The 22,397-nt window shown below is 48.4% G+C and carries 18 protein-coding genes and 1 tRNA gene; 12 read left to right on the top strand and 7 right to left on the bottom strand.

The features are described 5' to 3' along the window. Positions 1-54: 54 nt before the first annotated feature. From METBU_RS0105610 to METBU_RS0105595, 3 genes are all read right to left on the bottom strand, one after another. A tRNA-Ser gene (locus METBU_RS0105610) sits at positions 55-145 on the bottom strand. Positions 146-516: 371 nt separating this feature from the next. Continuing rightward, a complete protein-coding gene (locus tag METBU_RS0105600; RefSeq protein ID WP_017839691.1) occupies positions 517-1,173 on the bottom strand; it encodes a pyridoxamine 5'-phosphate oxidase family protein in 657 nt (218 codons plus the stop codon). A 178-nt stretch (positions 1,174-1,351) separates the two neighbouring features. After that, positions 1,352-1,678, bottom strand: a complete 327-nt coding sequence (locus METBU_RS0105595) for a DUF1840 domain-containing protein (RefSeq protein WP_017839690.1) — start codon at positions 1,676-1,678, stop codon at positions 1,352-1,354. A gap of 28 nt (positions 1,679-1,706) precedes the next feature. Here METBU_RS0105595 and METBU_RS0105590 point away from each other — a divergent pair, with 28 nt between their 5' ends. Continuing rightward, positions 1,707-2,603, top strand: coding sequence for a dihydrodipicolinate synthase family protein (locus METBU_RS0105590; RefSeq protein WP_017839689.1), 897 nt, complete (start codon positions 1,707-1,709; stop codon positions 2,601-2,603). 148 nt (positions 2,604-2,751) lie between these two features. Here METBU_RS0105590 and METBU_RS23390 read toward each other — a convergent pair whose 3' ends face one another. Genes METBU_RS23390 through METBU_RS0105575 form a run of 3 tightly spaced genes read right to left on the bottom strand, consistent with a single transcriptional unit; the run spans position 2,752 to position 8,531 of the window. Then, complete coding sequence (locus METBU_RS23390) at positions 2,752-5,925, bottom strand: efflux RND transporter permease subunit (RefSeq protein ID WP_017839688.1); 3,174 nt, start codon at positions 5,923-5,925, stop codon at positions 2,752-2,754. Further along, entirely contained in the window at positions 5,918-7,258 is a 1,341-nt protein-coding gene (locus METBU_RS0105580; RefSeq protein WP_017839687.1) for an efflux RND transporter periplasmic adaptor subunit, read from the bottom strand. Before METBU_RS0105580 ends, METBU_RS23390 begins: the two co-directional genes overlap by 8 nt. Further along, positions 7,251-8,531 (bottom strand): TolC family protein, encoded by a 1,281-nt coding sequence (locus METBU_RS0105575; protein ID WP_017839686.1) that lies wholly within the window; start codon positions 8,529-8,531, stop codon positions 7,251-7,253. Before METBU_RS0105575 ends, METBU_RS0105580 begins: the two co-directional genes overlap by 8 nt. A 330-nt stretch (positions 8,532-8,861) precedes the next feature. Here METBU_RS0105575 and METBU_RS0105565 point away from each other — a divergent pair, with 330 nt between their 5' ends. Continuing rightward, positions 8,862-9,584 carry a hypothetical protein gene (locus METBU_RS0105565; RefSeq protein ID WP_017839684.1) on the top strand — a complete coding sequence of 241 codons (723 nt, stop codon included), beginning with the start codon at positions 8,862-8,864 and terminating at the stop codon, positions 9,582-9,584. Between the two features lie 405 nt (positions 9,585-9,989). After that, complete coding sequence (locus METBU_RS0105560) at positions 9,990-10,580, top strand: DUF502 domain-containing protein (RefSeq protein ID WP_017839683.1); 591 nt, start codon at positions 9,990-9,992, stop codon at positions 10,578-10,580. Positions 10,581-11,142: 562 nt separating this feature from the next. Here METBU_RS0105560 and pyrC read toward each other — a convergent pair. Continuing rightward, the gene (pyrC, locus tag METBU_RS0105555) at positions 11,143-12,192 is read right to left on the bottom strand and encodes a dihydroorotase (RefSeq protein ID WP_017839682.1); all 1,050 of its coding nucleotides are present in this window, start codon (positions 12,190-12,192) and stop codon (positions 11,143-11,145) included. A 102-nt stretch (positions 12,193-12,294) separates the two neighbouring features. Between pyrC and METBU_RS0105550 the strand changes: the two genes are divergently transcribed. From METBU_RS0105550 to nqrF, 9 genes are all read left to right on the top strand, one after another. Continuing rightward, positions 12,295-12,570: an FmdB family zinc ribbon protein gene (locus tag METBU_RS0105550; RefSeq protein WP_017839681.1), complete on the top strand. Its 276-nt coding sequence runs from the start codon at positions 12,295-12,297 to the stop codon at positions 12,568-12,570. A 341-nt stretch (positions 12,571-12,911) separates the two neighbouring features. Further along, on the top strand, positions 12,912-14,702 hold the full coding sequence (aspS, locus tag METBU_RS0105545; RefSeq protein WP_017839680.1) for an aspartate--tRNA ligase: 1,791 nt from the start codon (positions 12,912-12,914) through the stop codon (positions 14,700-14,702). A gap of 115 nt (positions 14,703-14,817) precedes the next feature. Then, a complete protein-coding gene (gene nadA / locus METBU_RS0105540; RefSeq protein ID WP_026130049.1) occupies positions 14,818-15,915 on the top strand; it encodes a quinolinate synthase NadA in 1,098 nt (365 codons plus the stop codon). A 544-nt stretch (positions 15,916-16,459) separates the two neighbouring features. Beyond that, the gene (locus METBU_RS0105535; protein WP_017839678.1) at positions 16,460-17,812 is read left to right on the top strand and encodes a Na(+)-translocating NADH-quinone reductase subunit A; all 1,353 of its coding nucleotides are present in this window, start codon (positions 16,460-16,462) and stop codon (positions 17,810-17,812) included. Continuing rightward, positions 17,812-19,014: an NADH:ubiquinone reductase (Na(+)-transporting) subunit B gene (locus tag METBU_RS0105530; RefSeq protein WP_017839677.1), complete on the top strand. Its 1,203-nt coding sequence runs from the start codon at positions 17,812-17,814 to the stop codon at positions 19,012-19,014. Before METBU_RS0105535 ends, METBU_RS0105530 begins: the two co-directional genes overlap by 1 nt. After that, positions 19,007-19,843 (top strand): Na(+)-translocating NADH-quinone reductase subunit C, encoded by an 837-nt coding sequence (locus METBU_RS0105525; protein WP_017839676.1) that lies wholly within the window; start codon positions 19,007-19,009, stop codon positions 19,841-19,843. The genes METBU_RS0105530 and METBU_RS0105525 overlap by 8 nt, the downstream gene beginning before the upstream one ends. Before the next feature lie 10 nt (positions 19,844-19,853). Continuing rightward, positions 19,854-20,534, top strand: a complete 681-nt coding sequence (locus METBU_RS0105520; protein ID WP_017839675.1) for an NADH:ubiquinone reductase (Na(+)-transporting) subunit D — start codon at positions 19,854-19,856, stop codon at positions 20,532-20,534. Beyond that, positions 20,534-21,142 (top strand): NADH:ubiquinone reductase (Na(+)-transporting) subunit E, encoded by a 609-nt coding sequence (nqrE, locus tag METBU_RS0105515; RefSeq protein WP_017839674.1) that lies wholly within the window; start codon positions 20,534-20,536, stop codon positions 21,140-21,142. The genes METBU_RS0105520 and nqrE overlap by 1 nt, the downstream gene beginning before the upstream one ends. A gap of 12 nt (positions 21,143-21,154) precedes the next feature. After that, complete coding sequence (gene nqrF, locus METBU_RS0105510; protein WP_017839673.1) at positions 21,155-22,375, top strand: NADH:ubiquinone reductase (Na(+)-transporting) subunit F; 1,221 nt, start codon at positions 21,155-21,157, stop codon at positions 22,373-22,375. The last annotated feature ends 22 nt before the right edge of the window (positions 22,376-22,397 follow it).

The following is a 22,397-nucleotide window of genomic DNA, read 5'->3' as shown; positions in this document are numbered from 1 at the left end:
ATCAAGGTCGCAATAGGAAAAAATAATTTTCCTAGTCAATTAGCTTAGATATGATGGCGGAGAGACAGAGATTCGAACTCTGGGTGGGCTACAAACCCACGACGGTTTTCAAGACCGCTGCCTTAAACCACTCAGCCATCTCTCCGTGAGCCGCATATGATAACGGATCGAATTTATTATTCAAGTTTTTTTTTATTTTTTTTCCGCCCTTCTTTTAAAGTATACCTTTCGCACTTCAAATTTCGGCATTAGCGTATGGAGGCGTCGGAGTGTTCGGTCGATTTTTGCTCCTCGGCAATTGCTCCTGCATTGCCCCAGCAATTCCCAGTTTGAGCAGTTTCATCGATTTTAGGGTGTGGGGTATGCCTGTCGAGGAACGCCGTAAACCCATCCATGGGGGCTTGGCGGCAGCTCGAACGCCATCCTCGCCAAGCATACCCCCCACCCTTTTTTATCTCCAAATTGGGGATTGCTGGGATTTGAAGATAATGAAGACAGGGTTCTTGAATTGTGAATTCATCCTTCACCCTTCATCACCTTCTCGCTGTATTCTTCCGGCGTAATGGTGCCGCCCAGTTTTTCTGCAAAACCTTGTTCTGAAGCGGGAAGCGCATCCTGTACCGCATCGATGCGTTTCCATTGTGGAATGGGCGTTTCTTTGCCGGGTTGAGGGACGTATTTTGACGTTTCAATGCGCTGCATGCGATGGATATAGCGTGGGCAGTTGATGAAGATCTCGCCGATTTTGACTCTGACGATCATGTCTGCTCCGGGATATTCCGATAGCAATGAGTCGCCTTCTTGAATCGATGCTTCGCCGTGCACTCGGATACGGTGCGGCGTGTCAAAGTCGATGAATAGCATGCCAATCTTGGGATTACCTTGGATATTGCCCATCGACAGAAACATGCCGTTGCCGTCATAACTGGGGAAGGCTAACGTTTGAGGATCGACTACGCGAGTCAACCCCGGGTTGCCGCCTTTGTAGGAACAGGTGGGAAAGCCCCGGTGGTCGATCGTGGTCAAGAAGAAAAAGTCTCGGCTTTCGATGAAAGGCTGATGTTGTTCGTTGATTTGATTTTCGACGATGAGCTCCTGTACCCGGTCGGCCAGGTTGCGCGTATCATGCCGGTCTTGCAGTTGTCGATGCTGTTGACTGTAAATATCGTTCATTAAGTGGTTCTCTCAAAATTGTTCTCCGACTTATTCTGCCATAACCTTTCCAGATGGGTAAAACAAACCTGGGTATTTGATTCCACTATGACAAGCTCGGTGCAGCGCGGTCATGCCTGACGAAAGGTATGCCGAAGTATCGCCTAAGAGGATGAAATATAACCCGCCACGCGTAGCTCTAATTCCGGTCCCACATGACATTGCAATTGGCTTTTGCGGCGGCAGTAAGTAATTCGATCAGCGGCAATGCCCGATGAGCCAAAGGAACCGGTTTTTCTTTCCAGTGCTTTTGTCCGGCGTCCGTTTCATCGTCTGAATTTACCGACGACTGCGCCTTCTGCTTTTCAAGGGCGCTTTGCAATTGCTCCAGGGCTATCGGAACATCTTTCGCCAGAATAGCGCCCGGCACGTTGCCGCGTTTTCCCATCATTTTCAGCAATGTTTGCGCGATATCGCCGAAATAGGTGGTGTTGGGGTATACATCACAACTGAATGTTACTAACATTTGATTTTACTGAAACTCATTGGATTTTATGATTCAACTTCATGGCCCTATTGTAGCGTTATTGACACCATTTGATGCAAGCGGAAAAATCGAATGGCAAGCCTTTAAAGCTTATTTATCGTCTTTGTATTCCTGGGGAGTGCGGACGGTCATTGCCAATGGTACGACCGGAGAATTCCCGTCGATCACGATAAGGGAACGCCGGCAGGTTGTCGAATTCGTTAGAGAATATTTCGCAGGTACTATAATCAACAACGTCAGCGCGACCTGCGTCAGCGATGTTCGCAAGCTGATCGCCGGAACGAAAGGCTGCGCAGACTACATACTGTTATTACCGCCTTATTATTATTCCGCCTGCCAGGACAGAGGGCTCTCTCGATTTTTCATCGACGCGATATCCGGCGCCCCTTTGCCGGCGATGCTATACCATTTCCCCCAGCATACCGGTAATCATCTCGGTATCGATCTGGTGACTACGCTACTTGATCAGGGTCTTTCGATAGTCGGCATCAAGGATTCGAGCGGCGATATAGACAATGCCCAGCTATACCGGTCGAATTTTCCCGAATTGGCTGTATTTTTGGGCAATGACGCAAAAGTTTTCGAGGTCTTGCAAAAAGGCTTATCCGGTTCGGTCACTGGGGCGGCGAATCCGATGCCTGAATTGTTGATCGCGATGCAAACGGAATACCGATTATCCGCCAGCAAAACGCAATCGATGCAGTGTTGTCTCGATGTTTGGAACCGGTTTCGGAATACCGGCGGCTATTCTGAAATTCCTTTGGTCAAAGCGGCCATGACTGCTCGAATCGATCACTTTCCGATACATGTACGCCCGCCGTTGACTCCAGTTCCAGTTGAAGTAATTGATCGAATTCGAAAAGTCATTTACAACTGCTTGAACGATTTTAGACTGTTAAATTAAAGCCTTAGGCGGGGCATCATTCGGCGATCCTGTCCGGCAATAAACCGGCTTTATTTGGTACCGAATCTCCTGAAAGTGAACAAAATAAGTGATTGTGTGAGTAATTGCTCTTTTAAAAAATGAGCGTCGTAAATTGTTCATTCTCGATTTATCGTGTGATTTTTAAATCGGTTGCTGTATTTTTCTCCCGACGTGGCTCCAAGCTCTGCAACACCAAGCTATAAAGCACTGGAAACACCAGCAGCGTCAGTACCAGCACGGTCAGCATGCCGCCCAAGGTCGGCACGACGATGCGTTGGGTCACATCGGCGCCGGCGCCGGTCGCCACCATGAACGGAATCAGGCTCAACATTGTCGTGAACGCGGTGATTGCGACCGGGCGAACACGCAACGCAGTGGCCGATTCGACCGCCTCCCTGATTTCCGCAGCCGTCAATGATGTCTGTTTTTGCGCGCGCAGTTTGGCTATTTCGATATCGATGAAATTCAATACCATCACGCCGGTTTCGGCGGCGGTGCCGGCCAGCGCGATAAAGCCGACATAGACGGCCACCGACAGATTGAAGTCGTACCAGTAGATCATCCAGATGCTACCGATCAGACCGAACGGAATCGTCAACATCACGAGGACCGGTTCAACGAAATTCTTGAACGAAAAATACAGCAGCAACAGAATCAGCGACAGCGTCAATGGAATCACGATACGCAACCGTTCGGCGGCCCTTTCCATATACTCGAACTGGCCCGACCAACTGACAGTGTAACCTTGGGGTATCTCGATCTGTTGTGCCAGCATTTTTTTGGCTTGTTCAACATATCCGCCGATGTCGGAAGTCTTGATGTCGACATAGATCCAGGTGTTGGGTCGAGCGTCTTCGCTTTTAATTCCGGGCGGGCCTCGGTTCAATTCAATCGCGGCGACCTGTGCCAACGGGATTTGCGTGCCTTGCGGCGTTGGTATCAGAACGCGTCTGAGGTTTTCCTGATTATCTCGCAATTCTCGCGGATAACGCAGATTGACCGGATAACGCTCCAGGCCTTCCACTGTTTGTGTGATATTTTCTCCGCCGATCGCGCTTTGTATCACGTCTTGTATATCGCCGACGGTCAAACCATAACGCGCCGCTTCGCCGCGGTCGATGATGAAGTCCAGATAATAGCCGCCGACCGCGCGGTCGCCCATCGCCGATAGGGTATCCGGCAAGGTTTTCAATTCTTGTTCGATGCGTTCGGTGATGGTCTGTAAAACGGTCAGGTCGGGACCGGATACTTTGATGCCGACCGGGGTTTTGATGCCGGTCGATAACATATCGATGCGGTTTCTGATTGGCATGGTCCATGCATTGGCCATCCCGGGAAAGCGAATCGCACGGTCCATTTCGGCGACGAGCTCTTGATTCGTTTTGCCGGGTTCGGGCCATTCCGTCCGGGGCTTCAGATGCACGATCGTTTCGATCATCGACAGTGGGGCCATGTCGGTCGCGGTTTCGGCGCGCCCGACCTTGCCGAACACATGATGCACCTCGGGAAAGGTTTTCAAGATTTTATCGGTTTGTTGCAGCAGTTCCTTGGCTTTGGTGATCGAAATGCCCGGAAACGTAGTCGGCATGTACAGAATATCGCCTTCATCCAGCGGCGGCATGAATTCGCTGCCAAGCCGGGACAGCGGATAAAGCGTGCTGGCCAGCAGCAGTAATGCGATGAGCAAGCTAAGGCCGCGATAGCGCATCGCCAGTTTCAAGACCGGCGAGTGGATGAAATGCAAAAAACGGTTGGCCGGATTCTTATGTTCGGGAATGATTTTTCCGTGAATACAATAGCCCATCAAGACCGGGACGACCGTAATCGTCAATAGCGCCGCAGCCGCCATCGCGTAAGTTGCGGTGAAGGCGAGCGGACTGAACATACGGCCTTCCTGCGCCTGCATCACGAAAATAGGCAGGAATGAAACAGTGATGACCAGCAATGAAAAAAACAGCGACGGCCCCACTTCCTTCGATGCGGCGGTAATGGCCTGCCAGCGCTCTGGCCGCGTCAATTCGGCCTGTTTTTTCTCGGCGGCTTCGGCCAGATGCTTATGGGCGTTTTCGATCATCACGATGCCGCCGTCGACCATGTCGCCGATCACGATCGCGATGCCGCCCAGCGACATGATGTTGGCGTTGAGCCCTTGCATTTTCATGACGATGAAGGCCATGAGTACGGCCAGCGGCAAGGTGATCACGATTACCAGCGACGAACGCAGATGTAGCAGAAACAAGCCGACCAGCACACAGACGATGATGAGTTCCTCGGACAAGGCTTGGTATAGGGTATCGACTGCGCGTTCGATCAAATCGCCCCGGTCGTAGACCGAGACGATTTCGACGCCTTCGGGTAGGTTTTGTTTGAGTTCCTGCAGTTTTTCCCGCACGCCGAGAATCGTAGCCCGGGCGTTTTCACCGAAGCGCATGATCACGATGCCACCGACCACTTCGCCTTCACCGTTCAACTCGACGATGCCCCTACGCAATTCGGGACCGATCTGCACATGCGCCACGTCTTGTATTCGGATCGGCGTGCCGTTATTGTCGACGCCGAGCGGAATCGTCTTGATGTCTTCCAATGAGCGGATATAGCCTGGCGCGCGCACCATGTATTCGGTTTCGGCCTTTTCCAGCAAGCGGCCGCCGATGTCGTTATTACTGCGTTTGACGGCCTGTTTGACTTGCGCCAGCGAAATGCCGTAGGCGGCCAGCGCATTCGGATCGATCTCGATCTGATATTGCTTGACGAAGCCGCCGATCGACGCGACTTCGGCAACGCCCGGCACGGTTTGCAGCGGATAACGCAAATACCAGTCCTGTATCGAGCGCAACTCGGCTAGATCGTGCAGCCCGGTTCGGTCAATCAAGGCATATTGATAGACCCAGCCGACTCCGGTCGCATCCGGTCCTAATGAAGGATTGACGCCTTGCGGCAAGCGTTCGCGAATGTAATTCAAATATTCCAGGACGCGCGAGCGGGCCCAATAGATATCGGTACCGTCCTCGAATATGATATAGATGATCGAGATACCGAAATCGGAACTGCCGCGAACGACCTTAGCCTTCGGCACGGCCAGCATCGCTGTCGTCAACGGATAAGTGACCTGGGTTTCGACGACTTGCGGCGCCTGTCCCGGATATTCGGTGAATACGATGACTTGCACGTCGGATAAATCGGGGATCGCGTCGAGCGATATGGTTTTGAACGACCAAAATCCGGTGATGGCCAACAGTACCGCCGCTAGTAAAACCAGAAAGCGGTTATTCAAGGCGCTGCCGATGATCGCTTCAATCATGCTTGTGATCCCCCGCATCGTGAAGCATCGGAATCGATTCGGCTTGAGGCTGCGTCGGTGCTTCCAGCATTTTGGCCGTTGCTTCGCGCAGTTTCGATTCGGAGTCGATTAGGAATTGAGCCGAGACGACAATCTCTTCGCCTTCGTCGAGACCGTCGAGAATCGCCGTCCATCCGTCCGAAGCCAAGCCGAGCTTGACTATACGAGGTTCGAATTTGCCTGCCTCCCGGACCACGAACACCTGATTGCGCGTGCCGGAACGGATGACCGCTTCGGTAGGAACGACCAGAGTTTCCAACTGCCTTTGAGTAGCGATTGTCACGTCGGCAAACATATCCGGCTTCAATAAGCCTTCCCTATTATCGAGCACCATGCGGATTCGGGTGGTGCGGGTTTGTCTCTCGGCATAAGGATAAATGAATTCGACCCGGCTTTCGAAAACTCGTCCCGGAACGCCTATCAATCGAATTTCGGCCCGATCACCCGGCTTGATCCAAGGCAACTCATATTCATAGACGTCGGCATAAACCCAGACATTGGCGATATCGGCGATCGTGAAGATTTCGGTATCCGGCGTGACATATTGGCCTTCGCGGGCGCCGATTTGTATCACGATGCCGTCAGTCGGCGCATGAATATGCAGGCTCTTGATGATGCGCTTTGTGTCGGTCAATTCGTGGAGTTGATGCGCCGGCACGTCGAGTAATTGTAGGCGTTTCCGGGAGCTTGCCAGCAGATCTTCCGCACCCTGGCGGATGCTTTCGAACGGGCTATCAGACAGAATTTTCCGATTTTGCAGAGCCAGAATATATTCTTGTTGAGCCGCGACCAATTGCGGGGAATAAATACTCAATAAATCGGTATCTTTTTTAACCCATTGACCGGTTTTATCCACATTTAAAGATTCTATCCAGCCGGCCGTTTTTGGGTGCAGACGGACGATGCGTTCTTCGTCGTAATCGACCCGACCGACCGCACGCACGTTTCGAGAAAGCGTGGTACGCGACGCTCTTGCGGTACGCACACCGATGTTTTGTACCGTCACAGGATCGATTCTAACCGTTCCGGGCTCGGCGGCGGTTTGTTCTTCTGCGTAAACCGGAATGTAATCCATGCCCATCGAGTCTTTGGCCGGCACCGGCGAAGTAATCTCGGGGTTCATCGGGTGGCGGTAAAACAAGGGCTGACGGTGTTTCGGCTTTTTATCGTCGAGTCTATGTTCGGGTAAGTGCGCCTCAATGGACAGGCTGCCGACACGGCCCGCCAACCAATAGCCTGCGCCGAGGCCCAAAGCGAGCATCGATAAGCCCGTGATCAATAAGCGTTTACTCATAAATGTCTTCCTTGCCTGTCGCTGCGACAAGCTGCGCCAAAGCTTGGTTGGCTTCGGCGAAGGCTTGCCAATATTGCGCTTCAAAGTCGTAGACCGTAATTTGGCTGCGTATTAGATTCAGAAAGTCGACTTTATTGACCTGATATCCGGCCAGCATCGATGCGACTGTTTGCTGGGCTTGAGGAATGATGCCTGTTTCATACAACGATACTTGTTCCTTTGCGCGTCGGTAGTCGTTGCCGGCTTGTGATATTTGTTTGCGCACGCCGTTCCATTGATCTTGCAGGGCATATCGTTCGCGCATCAACTCGCTCGTAGACTGGCTTACACCCTGAGCTTGTTTTTGCGCATAAAAGATCGGCACGTTCATGCTGATGCCGAAACTGAGCAAATCGGAGCGCCGGGTGCCGTCGGGCATATTATCGCGAGCGCCGTAAGCGGCATTGACATTAAAATCCGGTAATATCTCTCTTTTGGCCAAGTCCAGCTTGGATTTTGCCGCGTTAACTCTTTCCCGTTCGCTTGCTAGTAAGGGTCTGTAGGTTTCGGCCAGTCGATAAAGCGTTTGATCGTCATAAATGTCGGGCAATTGTAACGCTACCTTTGTGGGCAGTTGCACGGGGATATTGCCCGGTAGGTCCAACAAGGCATTCAACCCGGCAACGGCATTGCTCCGCATGCCGTCGATCTTGATTTTTCGATCCAGCAGTTTCGACAATTCGAGTTGCGCCAGCAGGACGTCTTGCTGTAAACCCTCGCCGACTTCATATTTCGTTCCGGCAATATCGACTAACTGCTGCAACAGCATCCGATTGTTATCGGTGATTTCTAGTAAGCGGTCCAAATAAAATAGCTGCCACCAGACGGTTTTGACGTCACTTAGCAAACTCAGACGCAATTCATCTTCGTTGTAGGCGGCGGCTTGCGCTTCATAAGCCGCCGCTTGTTCGCGCAAGGTCAGTTTTCCGGGAAACGGAATGGCTTGAGAAATACCGAATCCGATTTGCGCCATCTCTTCTTTCCGGGTGTCGAAATGATCGACCGGCAGGCTCATGACGTTGAAACCGATGACGGGATCGGGCAGGGCTCCGGCTTGGGAAGGAATCGCCGCTAATGCCTGTGCGGCGGCCTTGATTCGGGCCAGGCTGGGATTGTTTTGAACGGCAGCGCCAAGCGCGGCCTCAAGCGTCAAAACGTTTTCCGATTTTACAAAGCCGGATACCACGACTAGCGCAAGCGCAATGACGCTTATTATGAATTTTCGGACTGGCATCAGAGGTTCTTATGTCCTTTATAAAACGGCCGGTGGTTCATGATGAGAGCTGAGGAGCATGGTAAATATCCAGTTAAGTTTGTTTAAGGAGCTAACATACATAGTGCGCTTCGCGTTTTAATATCTCTTGAAAGGTAATACAAAACGGTAATTTTTAGGTGCTTTCCATCCTTAATTTATCGTAACGCTGTCTTTTGGGCCCATCAGCCGTGTTACAAAAATGGCTGTATAGCTTGAAGGCTTTAGGCTTTAGTGTAGCGAACCTTTCGAATTTATTTTTAATTATCGGTATATAATGCAAAGCCTTATAAAAATAAAAAGGAGATATCGATGCCATTGGATATTTTGTTGACAATCGTAGCGACGACAGTCATTCAGTCGATTTTTGGCGTAGGTGTTTTATTGTTTGGTACGCCCATGCTGTTGTTATTGGGCTATCAGTTCATCAATGCGCTTGAGATTTTGTTGCCGATCTCTATTGCCATCAACTTGTTGCAGTTAGTTAAGCATCATCATTTTATAGATATCAACTTTGTTAAGAATGTACTGAAATACAGCATACCGTTCGTTGTGGTGTTTTTATTTATCGTGACTAGCGTTCGGATCAATATCGGTGCATTGATTGGGGTGTTTTTAATTTTCGTTGCGCTTAAGGATGCGGTCGGCGCCGTCAATAAAATAATTGAAAAACTGGTCGGTTACGAAAGAACGTATTTAATTTCGATGGGTATAGTGCATGGGTTGACCAATTTAGGCGGATCTTTATTGACTGCGATGGTGCATAGCAAACAGTATGAAAAAAATCAGACTCGGTCGACTGTTGCGGTTTGTTATGGCATGTTCGCAGTGTTTCAGGTTTTGACGTTATTTTTTGTCAAGCATCAGTATTTAATTTCTTATGCCGATAATGTGTCGTTACTGCAAATTGCCGTGGTTGTATTTTTGTTGACTGAGGAAATGCTTTATAAGAACATCGATAACGAAAAGTACGCTAGAATTTTTGCGGCATTTTTGGGAGTTTCTGGCGCCGTATTGATTTGGAAGTCTTTGTAGTCTTGTTGCCACTACCGTTAAGTTATAGGAAACCCGTCATACCGCCATGGACTGGCTGAATCCAGTTCCATGGATGGCAGGCTTTTGAGGTACATTCGAGCCTGAATGACTTTATTATACCCGTCGTAGATCAAAACTCGGCGCCGGGGTGTCCGCCAAAGGACGCCGTGAATACGTCCCTGTAGGCTCTATGCCAGCTCCATGCTGGCAAAGCCTTTGCCACACACCCCGGTGCCTCCTCGGGCACTGCCGAAATTTCAAGTGCGAAAGGTATACGTATTCTGTGACGGCTTAATTTCATAATAGCGAGTCTTGTTGCCCGGATAAGGCAACGAGTGCCGAATAAAGAACTGCTAAAGTGTTACGGTCTGTCATTACAGAATATATCAATTAAAAGGGGGCATGATGAATCAACAGTTCAAGGCGATTTTAAATAATTTTTTGATCGGAATTTTCGCGGTTATTCCGATTGTGATCATTTTGCAGATTGTCATCTTTGTAAAAGATAGGGTGTCCGATCTTTTTAGGATGGTATACGGCTATGCCGATAATTACCTTTATACATTGATGGTGTTTGCAGTTAGTTTTTTAATTTTATCGATGGTTGGACATAAAATCGTCAAGGAAGGAAAATTTTGGGCGATTGCTGCGTTCGATTTTATTATCGATAGAATTCCGTTGTTGAATAGCATTTATCGGGTTACTAAGAAAGTCATTAACATGTTTTCCTCGCATGATCGTAAGGAAGCGCGTGAGGTGGTTTATATTGAGTATCCAAAAGAAGGGCTTTGGGTTCCTGCTTATGTGACCAATAAGCAGGATGATCAGTATGTGTTGTTTGTGCCGACGTCGCCGAATCCGACTTCAGGTTTTACGGTGATTGTGAATCAATCCAGAGTCATAAAGTCCGAAATGAATATTGAGCAAGCGACTAGCTTTATCGTTAGCGTAGGGGTTGATTTCGATAAAATGGATGAGATGAAAAAACTTCCCTAATTGTAAAAATGGTTTTAACCGAGGCAAACGCTTCATCATAAAAAAAGCATTTCACCATGAAGATCATGAAGAATAAGAAGTTAATGCAATAACTTGTCATTCGTTTGTATACAAGCTTTCGCTCACCCGAAAGGTTAGCTACTCCCTTTATACTCAAAAATTAGCTAACTTTATGAAGGTATGGGGTGTGGCTAGCGAGGATGTCGGCAGCAGGGCAGATTTTGCTCCTCGGCAATTGCTGAGTTACATGGATGTAATGAATGCAGAAAATGCAGGAGCATTTTTCTGTCCTGCATTGCCCTACTACACGCCATCCTTGGCGTAATGCAAAATCTGCATTCACGCCATCCCTGGCGTTTGAGCTGCCGTCAAGCCCCCATGGATGGGTTCACGGCGGTCCTCGATAGACACATCCCATGCCTTTTATTCTTATATGGTTTTTCAATCAAAAGGGAGTAGAACGTTTAGATAATCTCTTGAAATACTTCATTAACTTCATGTTCTTCATGGTTGGACTGCCGAATTTAGGTTCATGGCTCCTTCATGGTATAAGTTATCGGAGTTAGGATTTACGGCCCTCGAGTTCGAGCTTCCAAGCTAATGACTCGCCGGCTTTGAGCGGCGTGATGTTAATTTCCCCATGCCCGTAAGATTCAGGTACGAGCCAAGGTTCCTTAATCAATGTGACCGAACGAGTGTTTCTGGGTAAACGGTAAAAATCGGCGCCGAAAAAGCTCGCAAACCCTTCCAGTCTTTCTAAAGCGCCTGCCTTATCAAAGGCTTCAGCATAAAGCTCGATCGCAGCATGAGCACTGAAACAGCCGGCACAACCGCAAGCATTTTCTTTTAACCCCGTTATGTGAGGAGCACTGTCGGTGCCCAAAAAGAATTTCGGGTTGCCGCTGGTTGCGGCTGCAACCAGCGCTTGGCGGTGTTGTTCTCGTTTCAATATCGGCAAGCAGTAATAATGAGGCTTTATGCCGCCGACCAACATCGCATTACGGTTGTAGAGTAAATGCTGAGGTGTAATGGTTGCGGCAATGTTATTCGGCGTCGATTTGACAAATTCGACCGCATCGCTTGTGGTGACGTGTTCGAGTACGATGCGTAAATTAGGAAATTGGCGAACGATATCGCTGAGCGTGCGTTCGATAAATACGCGTTCCCGGTCGAAAATATCGCAGTCATGATCGACGACTTCGCCGTGAATTAAAAGTGGTATGTCGAATTGTTGCATTGCCTCGAAAATCGGATAAATCGTCTTTGGGTCGGCGACTCCGGCATCGGAGTTGGTGGTCGCGCCGGCAGGGTATAGTTTAAACGCGTAGATGTGTTCGCATTCGGCGGCTTCTTTGACGTCTTGGATGGTAGTTGACCCGGTTAGGTAAAGCGTCATCAAAGGCGTGAAATATGACTCTGAAGCAAGGACCGACAAAATTTCATTTCTGTATTGCAGGGCCTGCCGGACCGTTGTTACCGGAGGCTTTAAGTTGGGCATGATGATGGCTCTTGCAAACTGTTTAGCGGTATGCGGCAGTACGGTTTTTAGTATCTCGCCGTTTCTGATATGCAAATGCCAGTCGTCGGGCTGGGTAATAGTGAGTTTATTCATTATAATGCGCTTATTTTTATAAACGATGATTTTACCTTATGGGCTTGAAAAATTAAATCGTGCCCTTATTTTGGCAATTGTTTCTAGTTACGGAGTCGAAAAATGCCTATTTACGAATATCAATGTCAAGCCTGTGGTCATGAGCATGAGGCTTTGCAAAAAATGAGCGATCCTGTTTTGGTTCATTGTCCTGCCTGCAGCCGGCCCGAGTTGATGAAAAAAATTTCCGCAGCCGGTTTTAGATTGAAGGGCGGCGGTTGGTATGAAACCGATTTTAAAAGCGGCAATAAGAAAAATGTCGCTGGTGAGGCTTCCGCTCCTGCGTCGTGTTCTTCAACCGGCGGCGGATGCGGGAGCGGCGCTTGTTCTGTCCAATAACAGCAATTCCCAGTTTGAGCAGTTTCGCCGATTTTAGGGTGTGGGGTATGCCTGTCGAGGAACGCCTTAAACCCATCCATGGGGGCTTGGCGGCAGCTAAGGGCCAAGGATGGCGTGAATGCAGATTTTGCAGGAGCAAAAATCTGCAAGCGCCAAGGATGGCGTGAATGCAGATTTTGCAGGAGCAAAAATCTGCCCCTGCTGCCGACATCCTCGCCAAGCATACCCCACACCCTTTTTGATCTCCAAATTGGGAATTGCTGGCCCAATAACGGCGGCTTGCATAACAGAGTGTAAGTAAGTAACATCGGCGAATTTTTTGGATTAACACGAGAAGAGTTATGCGTAGCCACAAGTGTGGAGAATTAAATACACAACATTTAGGACAATCAGTTGCTTTGTGCGGCTGGGTGCATCGTCGCCGGGATCATGGCGGCGTTATATTTATCGACCTGAGAGATCGTGCCGGCTTAGTGCAGGTGGTATTCGATCCCGATGCGCCGGAGTCGTTTTCAATAGCAGAGAGTGTGCGTAGCGAATATGTTTTACGTATCGAAGGTATTGTTCGAGACCGTCCTGAGGGTACGCATAATCCAAATATGACAACAGGTAAGATTGAGGTGCTGGCTAAAAGCATTGAAGTCTTAAACGAATCCGAAACGCCGCCGTTTCCAATCGAAAGCGAGATCGAAGTCAATGAGGAAATGCGTCTGCGTTTTCGTTATATCGATCTTCGCCGTACCGAGATGCAGCATAAAATGAAGGTGCGCCGGGATGTGACGCGCAATTTGCGTCAATTCCTCGACGATAAGGAGTTTTTTGAAATCGAAACGCCTTATTTGACCAAAGCAACGCCGGAAGGAGCTAGGGACTATATCGTACCGAGCCGCACGCATCAAAACGCCTTTTTTGCCTTACCGCAATCGCCGCAACTCTATAAACAGTTGCTGATGATTGCCGGCATGGAACGCTATTACCAGGTAGTACGGTGTTTCCGAGACGAAGACTTGCGCGCGGACCGGCAGCCGGAATTCACGCAGCTCGATATCGAGACTTCGTTCATGAACGAACAAGAAATCATGGCAATTATGGAACAAATGATTCGCCGTTTGTTCAAAGATATCATCGATGTCGATTTAGCCGATCCGTTTCCGGTTATGAGTTATAGCGAGGCGATGCGTCGATTCGGTTCCGATCGCCCCGATCTGCGTATTCCTCTGGAATTGGTCGATATCGCCGAAGAAATGCGAGAAGTCGATTTTAAGGTGTTTTCAGGGCCTGCCAACGACCCGCACGGGCGTGTCGTCGCGATGCGTCTGCCCGAGGGCGGTGAATTGAGTCGAAAGGAAATCGACGATTTAACCAAGTTTGTCGGTATCTATGGCGCTAAAGGTCTGGCTTATATCAAGGTAAATGATTTGGCGGCTGGTGTCGAAGGTCTGCAATCGCCGATTGTTAAATTTGCGCCTGATGAAGTCTGGGCCAAGGTGATGGCTAAAGCCGGCGCGCAAAACGGCGATCTTATTTTCTTCGGTGCCGATAAGGCCGATGTCGTTAATGAGGCCATGGGCGCTTTACGGGTCAAGTTGGGTCTGGATCGCGGCTTGCTCGAGGGCGATTGGAAACCGGTATGGGTCATCGATTTTCCTATGTTTGCTTGGGACGAAAAGGCTCAACGCTATACCGCGATCCATCATCCGTTCACCGCGCCGAGTTGCTCTATCGAGGAATTGAAAGCCGATCCTAGCCATGCTTTGTCGCGCGCCTACGATTTAGTGCTGAATGGAACCGAAGTAGGCGGTGGGTCGATTAGGATCAATCGGACCGACATGCAACAAATCGTGTTTGCGATTCTCGGTATAGGCCACGATGAAGCGCGCGAGAAATTCGGTTTCCTGTTGGATGCATTGAAATACGGTGCGCCGCCTCATGGCGGTATTGCTTTCGGCTTGGATCGCCTAGTGATGCTGATGACCGGAGCGCATTCGATCCGCGATGTGATTGCATTCCCGAAAACGCAATCTGCAGCTTGTCCTTTGTTCAATGCGCCCGCGTTTGTCAGCGAGGAACAATTGAAGGAATTGGGTATCAAACTGCGTAAGCCGGCCGGAAAAGACGAAAAGCAAGAGTAACGTTACTTGCGAATTGTGTTTGTCGGTTCGTATGCGTCGCTAGTCTTAATGAATAGAGCGAATGAAGTTTAAAAATGGTGCGCAGTGCGTACCCTACAAAATTTGAGTGATGAAAATGTCTGCGACAGCCTTAGCAATTCAAGATTATGCGCTTCTCGAAGATGAAGAATGCGATACGCTCATCGCAGCCGCGAAGGAAAAGCTCGGTTCGCGTTGTGTCATTCTTGGGCATCATTATCAACGTGACGAAGTTTTTAAACATGCCGACTATAGTGGGGATTCGTTGAAATTGTCGCGTAATGCGGCAGCCTCTGAAGCCGAGTATATCGTGTTTTGCGGTGTGCATTTCATGGCCGAAGTCGCCGATATTTTGTCTCGGCCCGATCAGATTTCAATTCTTCCCGATTTGGCGGCCGGTTGTTCTATGGCCGATATGGCGAATGTCATCAAAGTCAATAAATGTTGGAAAGAATTGTCATCGGTTTTAGACCCGGATAGCATGGTGACGCCGGTGACATACATCAATTCCGCGGCTGATTTGAAGGCGTTTTGCGGTGAGCATGGCGGTATTGTTTGTACATCGTCGAACGCGCAAAAAATTCTTGAATGGAGTTTTGCCAGACGCGAGAAGGTGTTGTTTTTTCCGGATCAGCATTTAGGGCGTAATACCGGTTATCGAATGGGTATCCCGCTTGAGGAAATGGTAACCTGGGATTTCGATAAGCCTATGGGGGGGTTGACCGAGGAACAGATCCGAAATGCAAAAATGATTCTTTGGAACGGTTTTTGTTCAGTACACCAAATGTTTAAGCCCGAGCATATCGACCGTTTTCTCGAAAAGTACCCCGAAACCCATGTGATTTCGCATCCCGAGGCTAGTTTTGAAGTCTGCCAAAAATCCGAATACATTGGCTCGACCGAAGCGATTTTGAAAATCGTACGAGAAGCTGAACCCGGAACGCGTTGGCTAGTTGCGACCGAGTTGAATCTTGTCAATCGACTGAACGACGAATGCAAGGGTCAAGGCAAAAATGTGCATTTCATGTCGCCGACGGTATGCATGTGTTCGACGATGTTCCGAACCGATCCGCAGCATTTGGCTTGGGTTCTGGAAAATCTAGTAGCAGGGCATGTCGTCAATCGGATAGCGGTGCCGGAGCGCGAGTCCGTGCTAGCAAAAAAAGCATTGGACAATATGCTTTCGATACATTGATATTCTTTATAAGAAGTAGGTATCCAATGATTTGGGGGTTTTCTTAGATCTTTCGCGCTTCAAATTTCGGCAGCGCCTAAAGAGGCACCGGGGTGCTAGGTCGATTTTGCTCCTGCAAAATCGACATTCACACCATCCTTGGCGATGATGTATCCAAGGCTCCTTTGACGGGTCCCCGGTGCCGAATTTTGATCTACGATGGGTATACTCTGATTAGTATTAAAGTTTTTATGTGACATGAAGCTTTAAATGATGTGATTGTCATGTAGCATCGAATCGACACAAAAAAGCCGTTACTTACTTGGTATGTAACGGCTTTTTTGTTTTTGAATATGGTGTCGAAAATTTTCAACTCATAACAATAAATCGAAATATGCGTAATAGGTGACAGTGTGTTGACTCAAAGGACATTTTATCGATCTTGAGAACGGAACGAAATTATGGTCTAATGCCACGGTTTACGTCTTCAAGTGCCTCTTATTTCGGCCGTTTCGAATAAGGGGGTTGTTCGCCGCGATATGTCTGGAGAGCAGGCTTATTTACTATGCAATTTAATTTAAAAAAAGGTTTGGATCTTCCGATCACGGGAGAGCCCGAACAAATAATAGAAAACGGTAATAAGGTTAAGTCGGTTGCCGTTCTTGGGATGGATTATGTAGGAATGAAGCCTACCATGATGGTAGCCGAGGGTGACAAAGTCAAACTCGGTCAAGTGCTTTTTTCCGATAAAAAAAATCCAGGGGTCAATTTCACATCGCCCGGTGCCGGTATCGTCAAGGCGATAAACCGCGGAGCCAAGCGCGTTTTGCAATCGGTTGTCATAGAACTGAAAGGTAACGAAGCGGAATCGTTTGCAAAATATAAAGATTCCGAATTGGACGGCTTATCAGCTGACCAAGTTAAGGAAAACCTCATTGCTTCCGGTTTGTGGGTTGCGTTGAGAACGCGTCCTTACGGTAAAGCACCGGCAATCGATAGCAGACCTAGTTCAATTTTTGTGACCGCAATCGATACCAATCCATTGGCCGCCGATCCGTCGGTAATTATCAAGGAACGCTCTGCCGACTTTACCAACGGTCTGGCTGTGATTGCTAAGTTGACCGACGGCAAAGTTTACGTCTGTAAAGCTCCCGGTGCCGACATGCCGACCGGAAACGCGTCTTCCGTTACGGTTGCAGAATTCACAGGCCCACACCCAGCCGGTTTGCCAAGCACGCACATTCATTTTATTGACCCTGTCAACGCCAATAAATCGGTCTGGCATTTGGATTATCAATCCGTGATGGCAATCGGTTCATTGTTCACGACCGGTAAATTGAATGTTGAAAGAGTGGTTTCGTTGGCTGGCCCTACCGCTAAAAAACCAAGATTGCTAAGAACCCGTGTCGGTGCATGTCTCAGCGAACTCGTAGCTGGAGAGCTGATGGACGGGGAGAATCGCGTGATTTCCGGTTCGGTCATCTATGGTCACAAAGCGGCCGACTGGTCGGATTATTTGGGTTATTACAGCAATCAAGTTTCGGTATTGAAAGAAGGTCGTGACCGAGAGTTCTTCGGTTGGATCGTTCCGGGCAAGGATAAATATTCGGCCTTGAATGTTTATACGTCAAGTAAAGACCGAAAAAGCGGACGTAAGTTTCCGCTGACTACAAACAAAAACGGCAGTAATCGGGCCATTGTTCCGGTTGGCGTCTACGAATCCGTGATGCCGATGGATATTTTGCCAACGCCATTATTAAAGTCTTTGGTTGTCGGCGATACGGATCAAGCGCAAATGCTAGGTTGTTTGGAGTTGGACGAGGAAGATATGGCTCTGTTTACCTTTGTCGATCCGGGTAAACATGAGTTCGGTCCGGTTCTGAGAGCGAATTTAACTAAAATCGAGAAGGAAGGCTAATGTCGGCTAGAAACTTTTTAGACAGCATAGAGCCGCATTTTACCAAAGGCGGTAAGCTAGAGAAGTACTACGGTCTCTACGAGATGGTTGATACTTTTCTTTATACACCCGCCGAGGTAACGCGCGGCGCTACACATGTTCGTGACGGTAACGACCTGAAACGGACTATGACGTTTGTTGTTATTGCAACGTTTTTTTGTATCCTGATGGCTTGGTATAACACCGGCTATCAAGCTAACGTCGCGATGGAAGCGATGGGCTTGGATAAGGCGGACGGTTGGCGAAGTCTGCCAATGATGATATTTGGATATAGCCCATACAATCCGTTATCTAACTTGGTTCATGGCGCGCTTTACTTTTTGCCAATTTATATCGTGACCCTGGCTGTCGGCGGTGTTTGGGAAGTCTTGTTTGCGACCGTGCGCGGTCATGAAGTCAACGAAGGCTTCTTGGTATCGTCAATGCTTTATACATTGATCATGCCGCCCGATATGCCGTTGTGGCAAGTTGCGCTGGGTATTTCGTTCGGTATCGTAATCGGTAAGGAAGTTTTTGGCGGTACCGGTAAAAATTTCTTAAACCCTGCTTTGACCGGTCGTGCATTTCTGTATTTCGCGTATCCGGCCTCCATTTCCGGTGACTCCGTCTGGGTTGCGGTTGACGGTTACACGGCGGCTACACCTTTAGCTTTAGCCGCGTCAGGTGGTCTGGATGCCGTGCATGAAGCAGGTTACGGCTGGATGCAAACCTTCTTCGGTTTCATTCCCGGTTGTTTGGGCGAAACCTCGACTGTGGCTATTTTGATTGGCTGTGCGTTTTTGCTTTACACACGCATCGCTTCGTACCGAATTGTGGGTGGAGTGTTCCTCGGTATGCTGATTATGTCGTCGGTATTCAATTTTGTCGGCAGCGACAGCAACCCGATGTTTGCTTTTCCATGGTATTGGCATTTGACCGTCGGCGGTTTCGCTTTCGGTATGGTTTACATGGCTACCGATCCGGTAAGTGCAGCGATGACCGATACCGGTCGCTGGATTTTTGGAATGTTAGTGGGTGTTATGACGGTTTTGATCAGGGTAGTGAATCCGGCCTTTCCCGAAGGAATTATGCTGGCTATTCTCTTCTCGAACATGTTCGCGCCTATCATCGATTATTTTGTCATTCAGGCAAACATTAGAAGAAGGGTGAAGCGTCATGCCTAATCTAAAAGATTGTAAACACTACGAAAAATTCAAAATTTACGCGGACAGAATTTTAGCGCAAAGCAATGACAGTCTTGAAAAGACGCTTGCGATTGCGTTATGGGTTTGTTTTGTTTGCGCGATATTGGTTTCCATTGCAGCGGTTGCGCTGAGACCAATGCAAGCCAATAACAAAGCCTTGGACATGAAGAAGAATATTCTTGATGTCGCTGGTTTGTTACAAGAAGGGGGCGATATCAATGCTGCTTTCGATCAACAAATCGAAGCCAAGTTGGTCGATCTGGAAACCGGCGATTATGTCGAGGGTATCGACGTAGCTTCTTATGATCAACGTAAGGCGGCAAAGGATCCCGCACAAAGTATCGTTATTCCATCCGATAAAGATATAGCCAGCATTAAAGTGAAAGCAAAAATCGCTAAAGTTTATCTGGTTAAGAAAGGTGAAGAAATACAGTCGATCATCCTGCCGATCAGCGGTTATGGACTGTGGTCGACGCTATATGGTTTCTTGGCGTTGGATGCCGATGGACAAACGGTACAAAGCATCAACTTTTACGATCAAGCCGAAACACCGGGGCTGGGTGGTGAAGTAGTCAATCCTAACTGGCGTGCGTTGTGGCAAGGCAAAAAAGTCTATTCCGAAAGCGGTGAGCCCGTATTGAAATTGATCAAAGGCGTGGTCGATACCGGTAAACCTGGGTCCGAATACCAGGTAGACGGCTTGGCAGGCGCTACACTGACCAGTGTTGGTGTTTCCAATCTGATCAAGTATTGGATGAGCAAAGAAGGCTTTGCCACCTATTTAGAAAAAGTCAGAACAGAAGGCTAGGGGGTTAATCATGAGTGCAATATTAACGAATGAAACTAAAAAGGTTCTAATAAAACCTTTGATTAATGAAAACCCGATTACCCTTCAGGTACTCGGCATCTGTTCGGCGCTGGCGGTTACGTCGCAAATGTCGACGTCGTTGATCATGGCGATTGCTTTGACGTCGGTAACGGCGTGTTCAAGTGCATCAATCAGTTTGATCCGGAATCATATTCCGAGCAGCATTCGGATCATCGTGCAAATGACGATCATCGCGTCATTGGTTATCGTTGTCGACCAAATACTGAAGGCGGTTGCTTACGACATCAGCAAGCAATTGTCTGTATTTGTCGGCTTGATCATCACCAACTGTATCGTGATGGGGCGCGCCGAAGCTTATGCAATGAAAAACCCGCCGTTGGAAAGCTTCATGGACGGAATCGGTAATGGATTGGGCTATAGCTTGATTTTGGTTATCGTCGCTTTTTTCCGCGAGTTGTTCGGTTCCGGCAAACTGCTCGGCATTGAGATATTCGAATTGACCAAAGACGGCGGTTGGTATGATCCTAATGGTTTAATGCTGTTGCCACCCAGTGCATTTTTTATCATCGGTATGATCATTTGGGTTTTTCGTCAAATCAAGCCCGAGCAACGAGAACATGTCGAATTCCAAATCATGCCGATTGCTCATGGTGAAGGAGGGCATCACTAATGGAAGCCTATATCAGTCTGTTTGTTAAAGCGGTTTTCATTGAAAACCTGGCGTTATCTTTCTTCCTGGGAATGTGTACATTCCTTGCGGTTTCGAAAAAGATTTCGACCGCGATGGGGCTTGGTGTTGCGGTTATGGTCGTGCAAACGATCACCGTTCCTGCCAATAATATTATCTATCACAGCTTGTTGAAAGAAGATGCGTTGTCATGGCTAGGGATTACCGGCGTCGACTTGAGCTTTCTATCCTTGTTGAGCTGTATCGGTATGATCGCCGCATTGGTGCAAATTCTGGAAATGATTTTGGATAAGTTCTTTCCGGCTTTATACAATGCCTTGGGTGTTTTCTTGCCATTGATTACGGTCAACTGTGCGATTCTTGGCGGCAGTTTGTTCATGATCGAGCGCGATTACAGTTTGGGCGAAAGCGTCACTTACGGAGTCGGTAGCGGTTTCGGTTGGGCATTGGCTATTACGGTCATGGCCGGCGTGCGCGAAAAGCTCAAATACAGTGATATACCGGGTGGCCTGCAAGGTCTTGGCATCACTTTTCTTACCGCGGGTCTGATGTCTCTTGGCTTCATGGCTTTTTCTGGAATCCAACTTTAAAAAGGTATCGTAATGCTGGAAATTGCATTAGGAATTATTATTTTCACGGTGATCGTGATTGCGCTGGTCTTCGTGATCATCGGCGCAAAGAGTAAATTGGTGGCTTCGGGAGACGTTGAAGTTCTCATTAACGATGAGAAATTGATTCATGTTCCTGTTGGCTCTAAGTTATTGACCGCGTTAGCGGACAACAAGTTGTTCGTTCCTTCGGCGTGCGGCGGTGGCGGTTCATGCGCGCAATGCCGTGTGAAAATATTTGAAGGGGGCGGCGAAATTTTACCGACTGAGCGTTCTCATATAACTAAACGCGAAGCGGCAGAAGGCGAACGCCTGTCTTGCCAGGTAACGGTAAAGCAAAACATGAAAATTGAAGTCGAAGATTCTGTTTTCGGCGTCAAAAAATGGGAATGTACAGTAAAATCGAACCATAACGTTGCGACATTTATTAAAGAATTGGTTTTAGAATTGCCGGAAGGCGAAGCGATCAATTACCGCGCAGGCGGTTACATTCAAATTGAATGTCCTCCTCATGTCGTAAAATACAAAGATTTCATTGTTGAAGAACGTTTCCGCGATGATTGGGATAAGTTTAATCTATGGCGCTATGTCTCCGAGGTAAAAGAACCTGCCTTGAGAGCTTATTCGATGGCGAGTTATCCCGAAGAAAAGGAAATAATGTTAAATGTCAGGATCGCTTCGCCACCGCCGGGAGCACCTGAAAACGTTCCGCCAGGTATCATGTCGTCCTATATCTTTAATTTGAAACCAGGCGATAAATGTATTATTTCAGGTCCTTACGGCGAATTTTTCGCGCAGGAAACCGATAAAGAAATGGTATTTATCGGCGGCGGAGCGGGTATGGCGCCCATGCGTTCGCATCTCTTCGATCAATTACGCCGTTTGAAATCGAAACGCAAGATCACTTTCTGGTATGGTGCGCGAAGCAAACGCGAAATGTTCTATGTTGAAGATTTCGACATGCTGGCGGCCGAGAACGAAAACTTCGAATGGCATGTCGCGTTGTCCGATCCTCTCCCAGGCGATGATTGGGACGGCTATACCGGCTTTATTCACAATGTGTTGTATGAGAACTATCTTAAAAATCATCCGGCACCGGAAGATTGTGAATACTACATGTGCGGACCTCCGATCATGAACTCGTCGGTTATCAACATGCTGTTGGAAAACGGAGTCGAGCCTGAAAGTATCTTCTTGGATGATTTCGGCGGTTGATAATTTAAAGGCAAACACCTCT

The sequence above is a fragment of the Methylotuvimicrobium buryatense 5G genome (assembly GCF_000341735.1).
Taxonomy (GTDB): Bacteria; Pseudomonadota; Gammaproteobacteria; order Methylococcales; family Methylomonadaceae; genus Methylotuvimicrobium; species Methylotuvimicrobium buryatense.
This window is presented reverse-complemented; position numbering and strand designations above follow the sequence as displayed.

Coding starts and splice junctions, on each gene's coding strand:
- METBU_RS0105595 (WP_017839690.1), bottom strand. CDS start 1,678: ATGTTAGTAACATTCAGTTGTGATGTATACCCCAACACCACCTATTTC.
- METBU_RS0105590 (WP_017839689.1), top strand. CDS start 1,707: ATGATTCAACTTCATGGCCCTATTGTAGCGTTATTGACACCATTTGAT.
- METBU_RS0105535 (WP_017839678.1), top strand. CDS start 16,460: ATGCAATTTAATTTAAAAAAAGGTTTGGATCTTCCGATCACGGGAGAG.
- METBU_RS0105560 (WP_017839683.1), top strand. CDS start 9,990: ATGAATCAACAGTTCAAGGCGATTTTAAATAATTTTTTGATCGGAATT.
- METBU_RS0105520 (WP_017839675.1), top strand. CDS start 19,854: ATGAGTGCAATATTAACGAATGAAACTAAAAAGGTTCTAATAAAACCT.
- METBU_RS0105525 (WP_017839676.1), top strand. CDS start 19,007: ATGCCTAATCTAAAAGATTGTAAACACTACGAAAAATTCAAAATTTAC.
- METBU_RS0105575 (WP_017839686.1), bottom strand. CDS start 8,531: ATGCCAGTCCGAAAATTCATAATAAGCGTCATTGCGCTTGCGCTAGTC.
- METBU_RS0105550 (WP_017839681.1), top strand. CDS start 12,295: ATGCCTATTTACGAATATCAATGTCAAGCCTGTGGTCATGAGCATGAG.
- METBU_RS0105530 (WP_017839677.1), top strand. CDS start 17,812: ATGTCGGCTAGAAACTTTTTAGACAGCATAGAGCCGCATTTTACCAAA.
- METBU_RS0105565 (WP_017839684.1), top strand. CDS start 8,862: ATGCCATTGGATATTTTGTTGACAATCGTAGCGACGACAGTCATTCAG.
- METBU_RS23390 (WP_017839688.1), bottom strand. CDS start 5,925: ATGATTGAAGCGATCATCGGCAGCGCCTTGAATAACCGCTTTCTGGTT.
- nqrE (WP_017839674.1), top strand. CDS start 20,534: ATGGAAGCCTATATCAGTCTGTTTGTTAAAGCGGTTTTCATTGAAAAC.
- METBU_RS0105600 (WP_017839691.1), bottom strand. CDS start 1,173: ATGAACGATATTTACAGTCAACAGCATCGACAACTGCAAGACCGGCAT.
- METBU_RS0105580 (WP_017839687.1), bottom strand. CDS start 7,258: ATGAGTAAACGCTTATTGATCACGGGCTTATCGATGCTCGCTTTGGGC.
- nqrF (WP_017839673.1), top strand. CDS start 21,155: ATGCTGGAAATTGCATTAGGAATTATTATTTTCACGGTGATCGTGATT.
- pyrC (WP_017839682.1), bottom strand. CDS start 12,192: ATGAATAAACTCACTATTACCCAGCCCGACGACTGGCATTTGCATATC.
- nadA (WP_026130049.1), top strand. CDS start 14,818: ATGTCTGCGACAGCCTTAGCAATTCAAGATTATGCGCTTCTCGAAGAT.
- aspS (WP_017839680.1), top strand. CDS start 12,912: ATGCGTAGCCACAAGTGTGGAGAATTAAATACACAACATTTAGGACAA.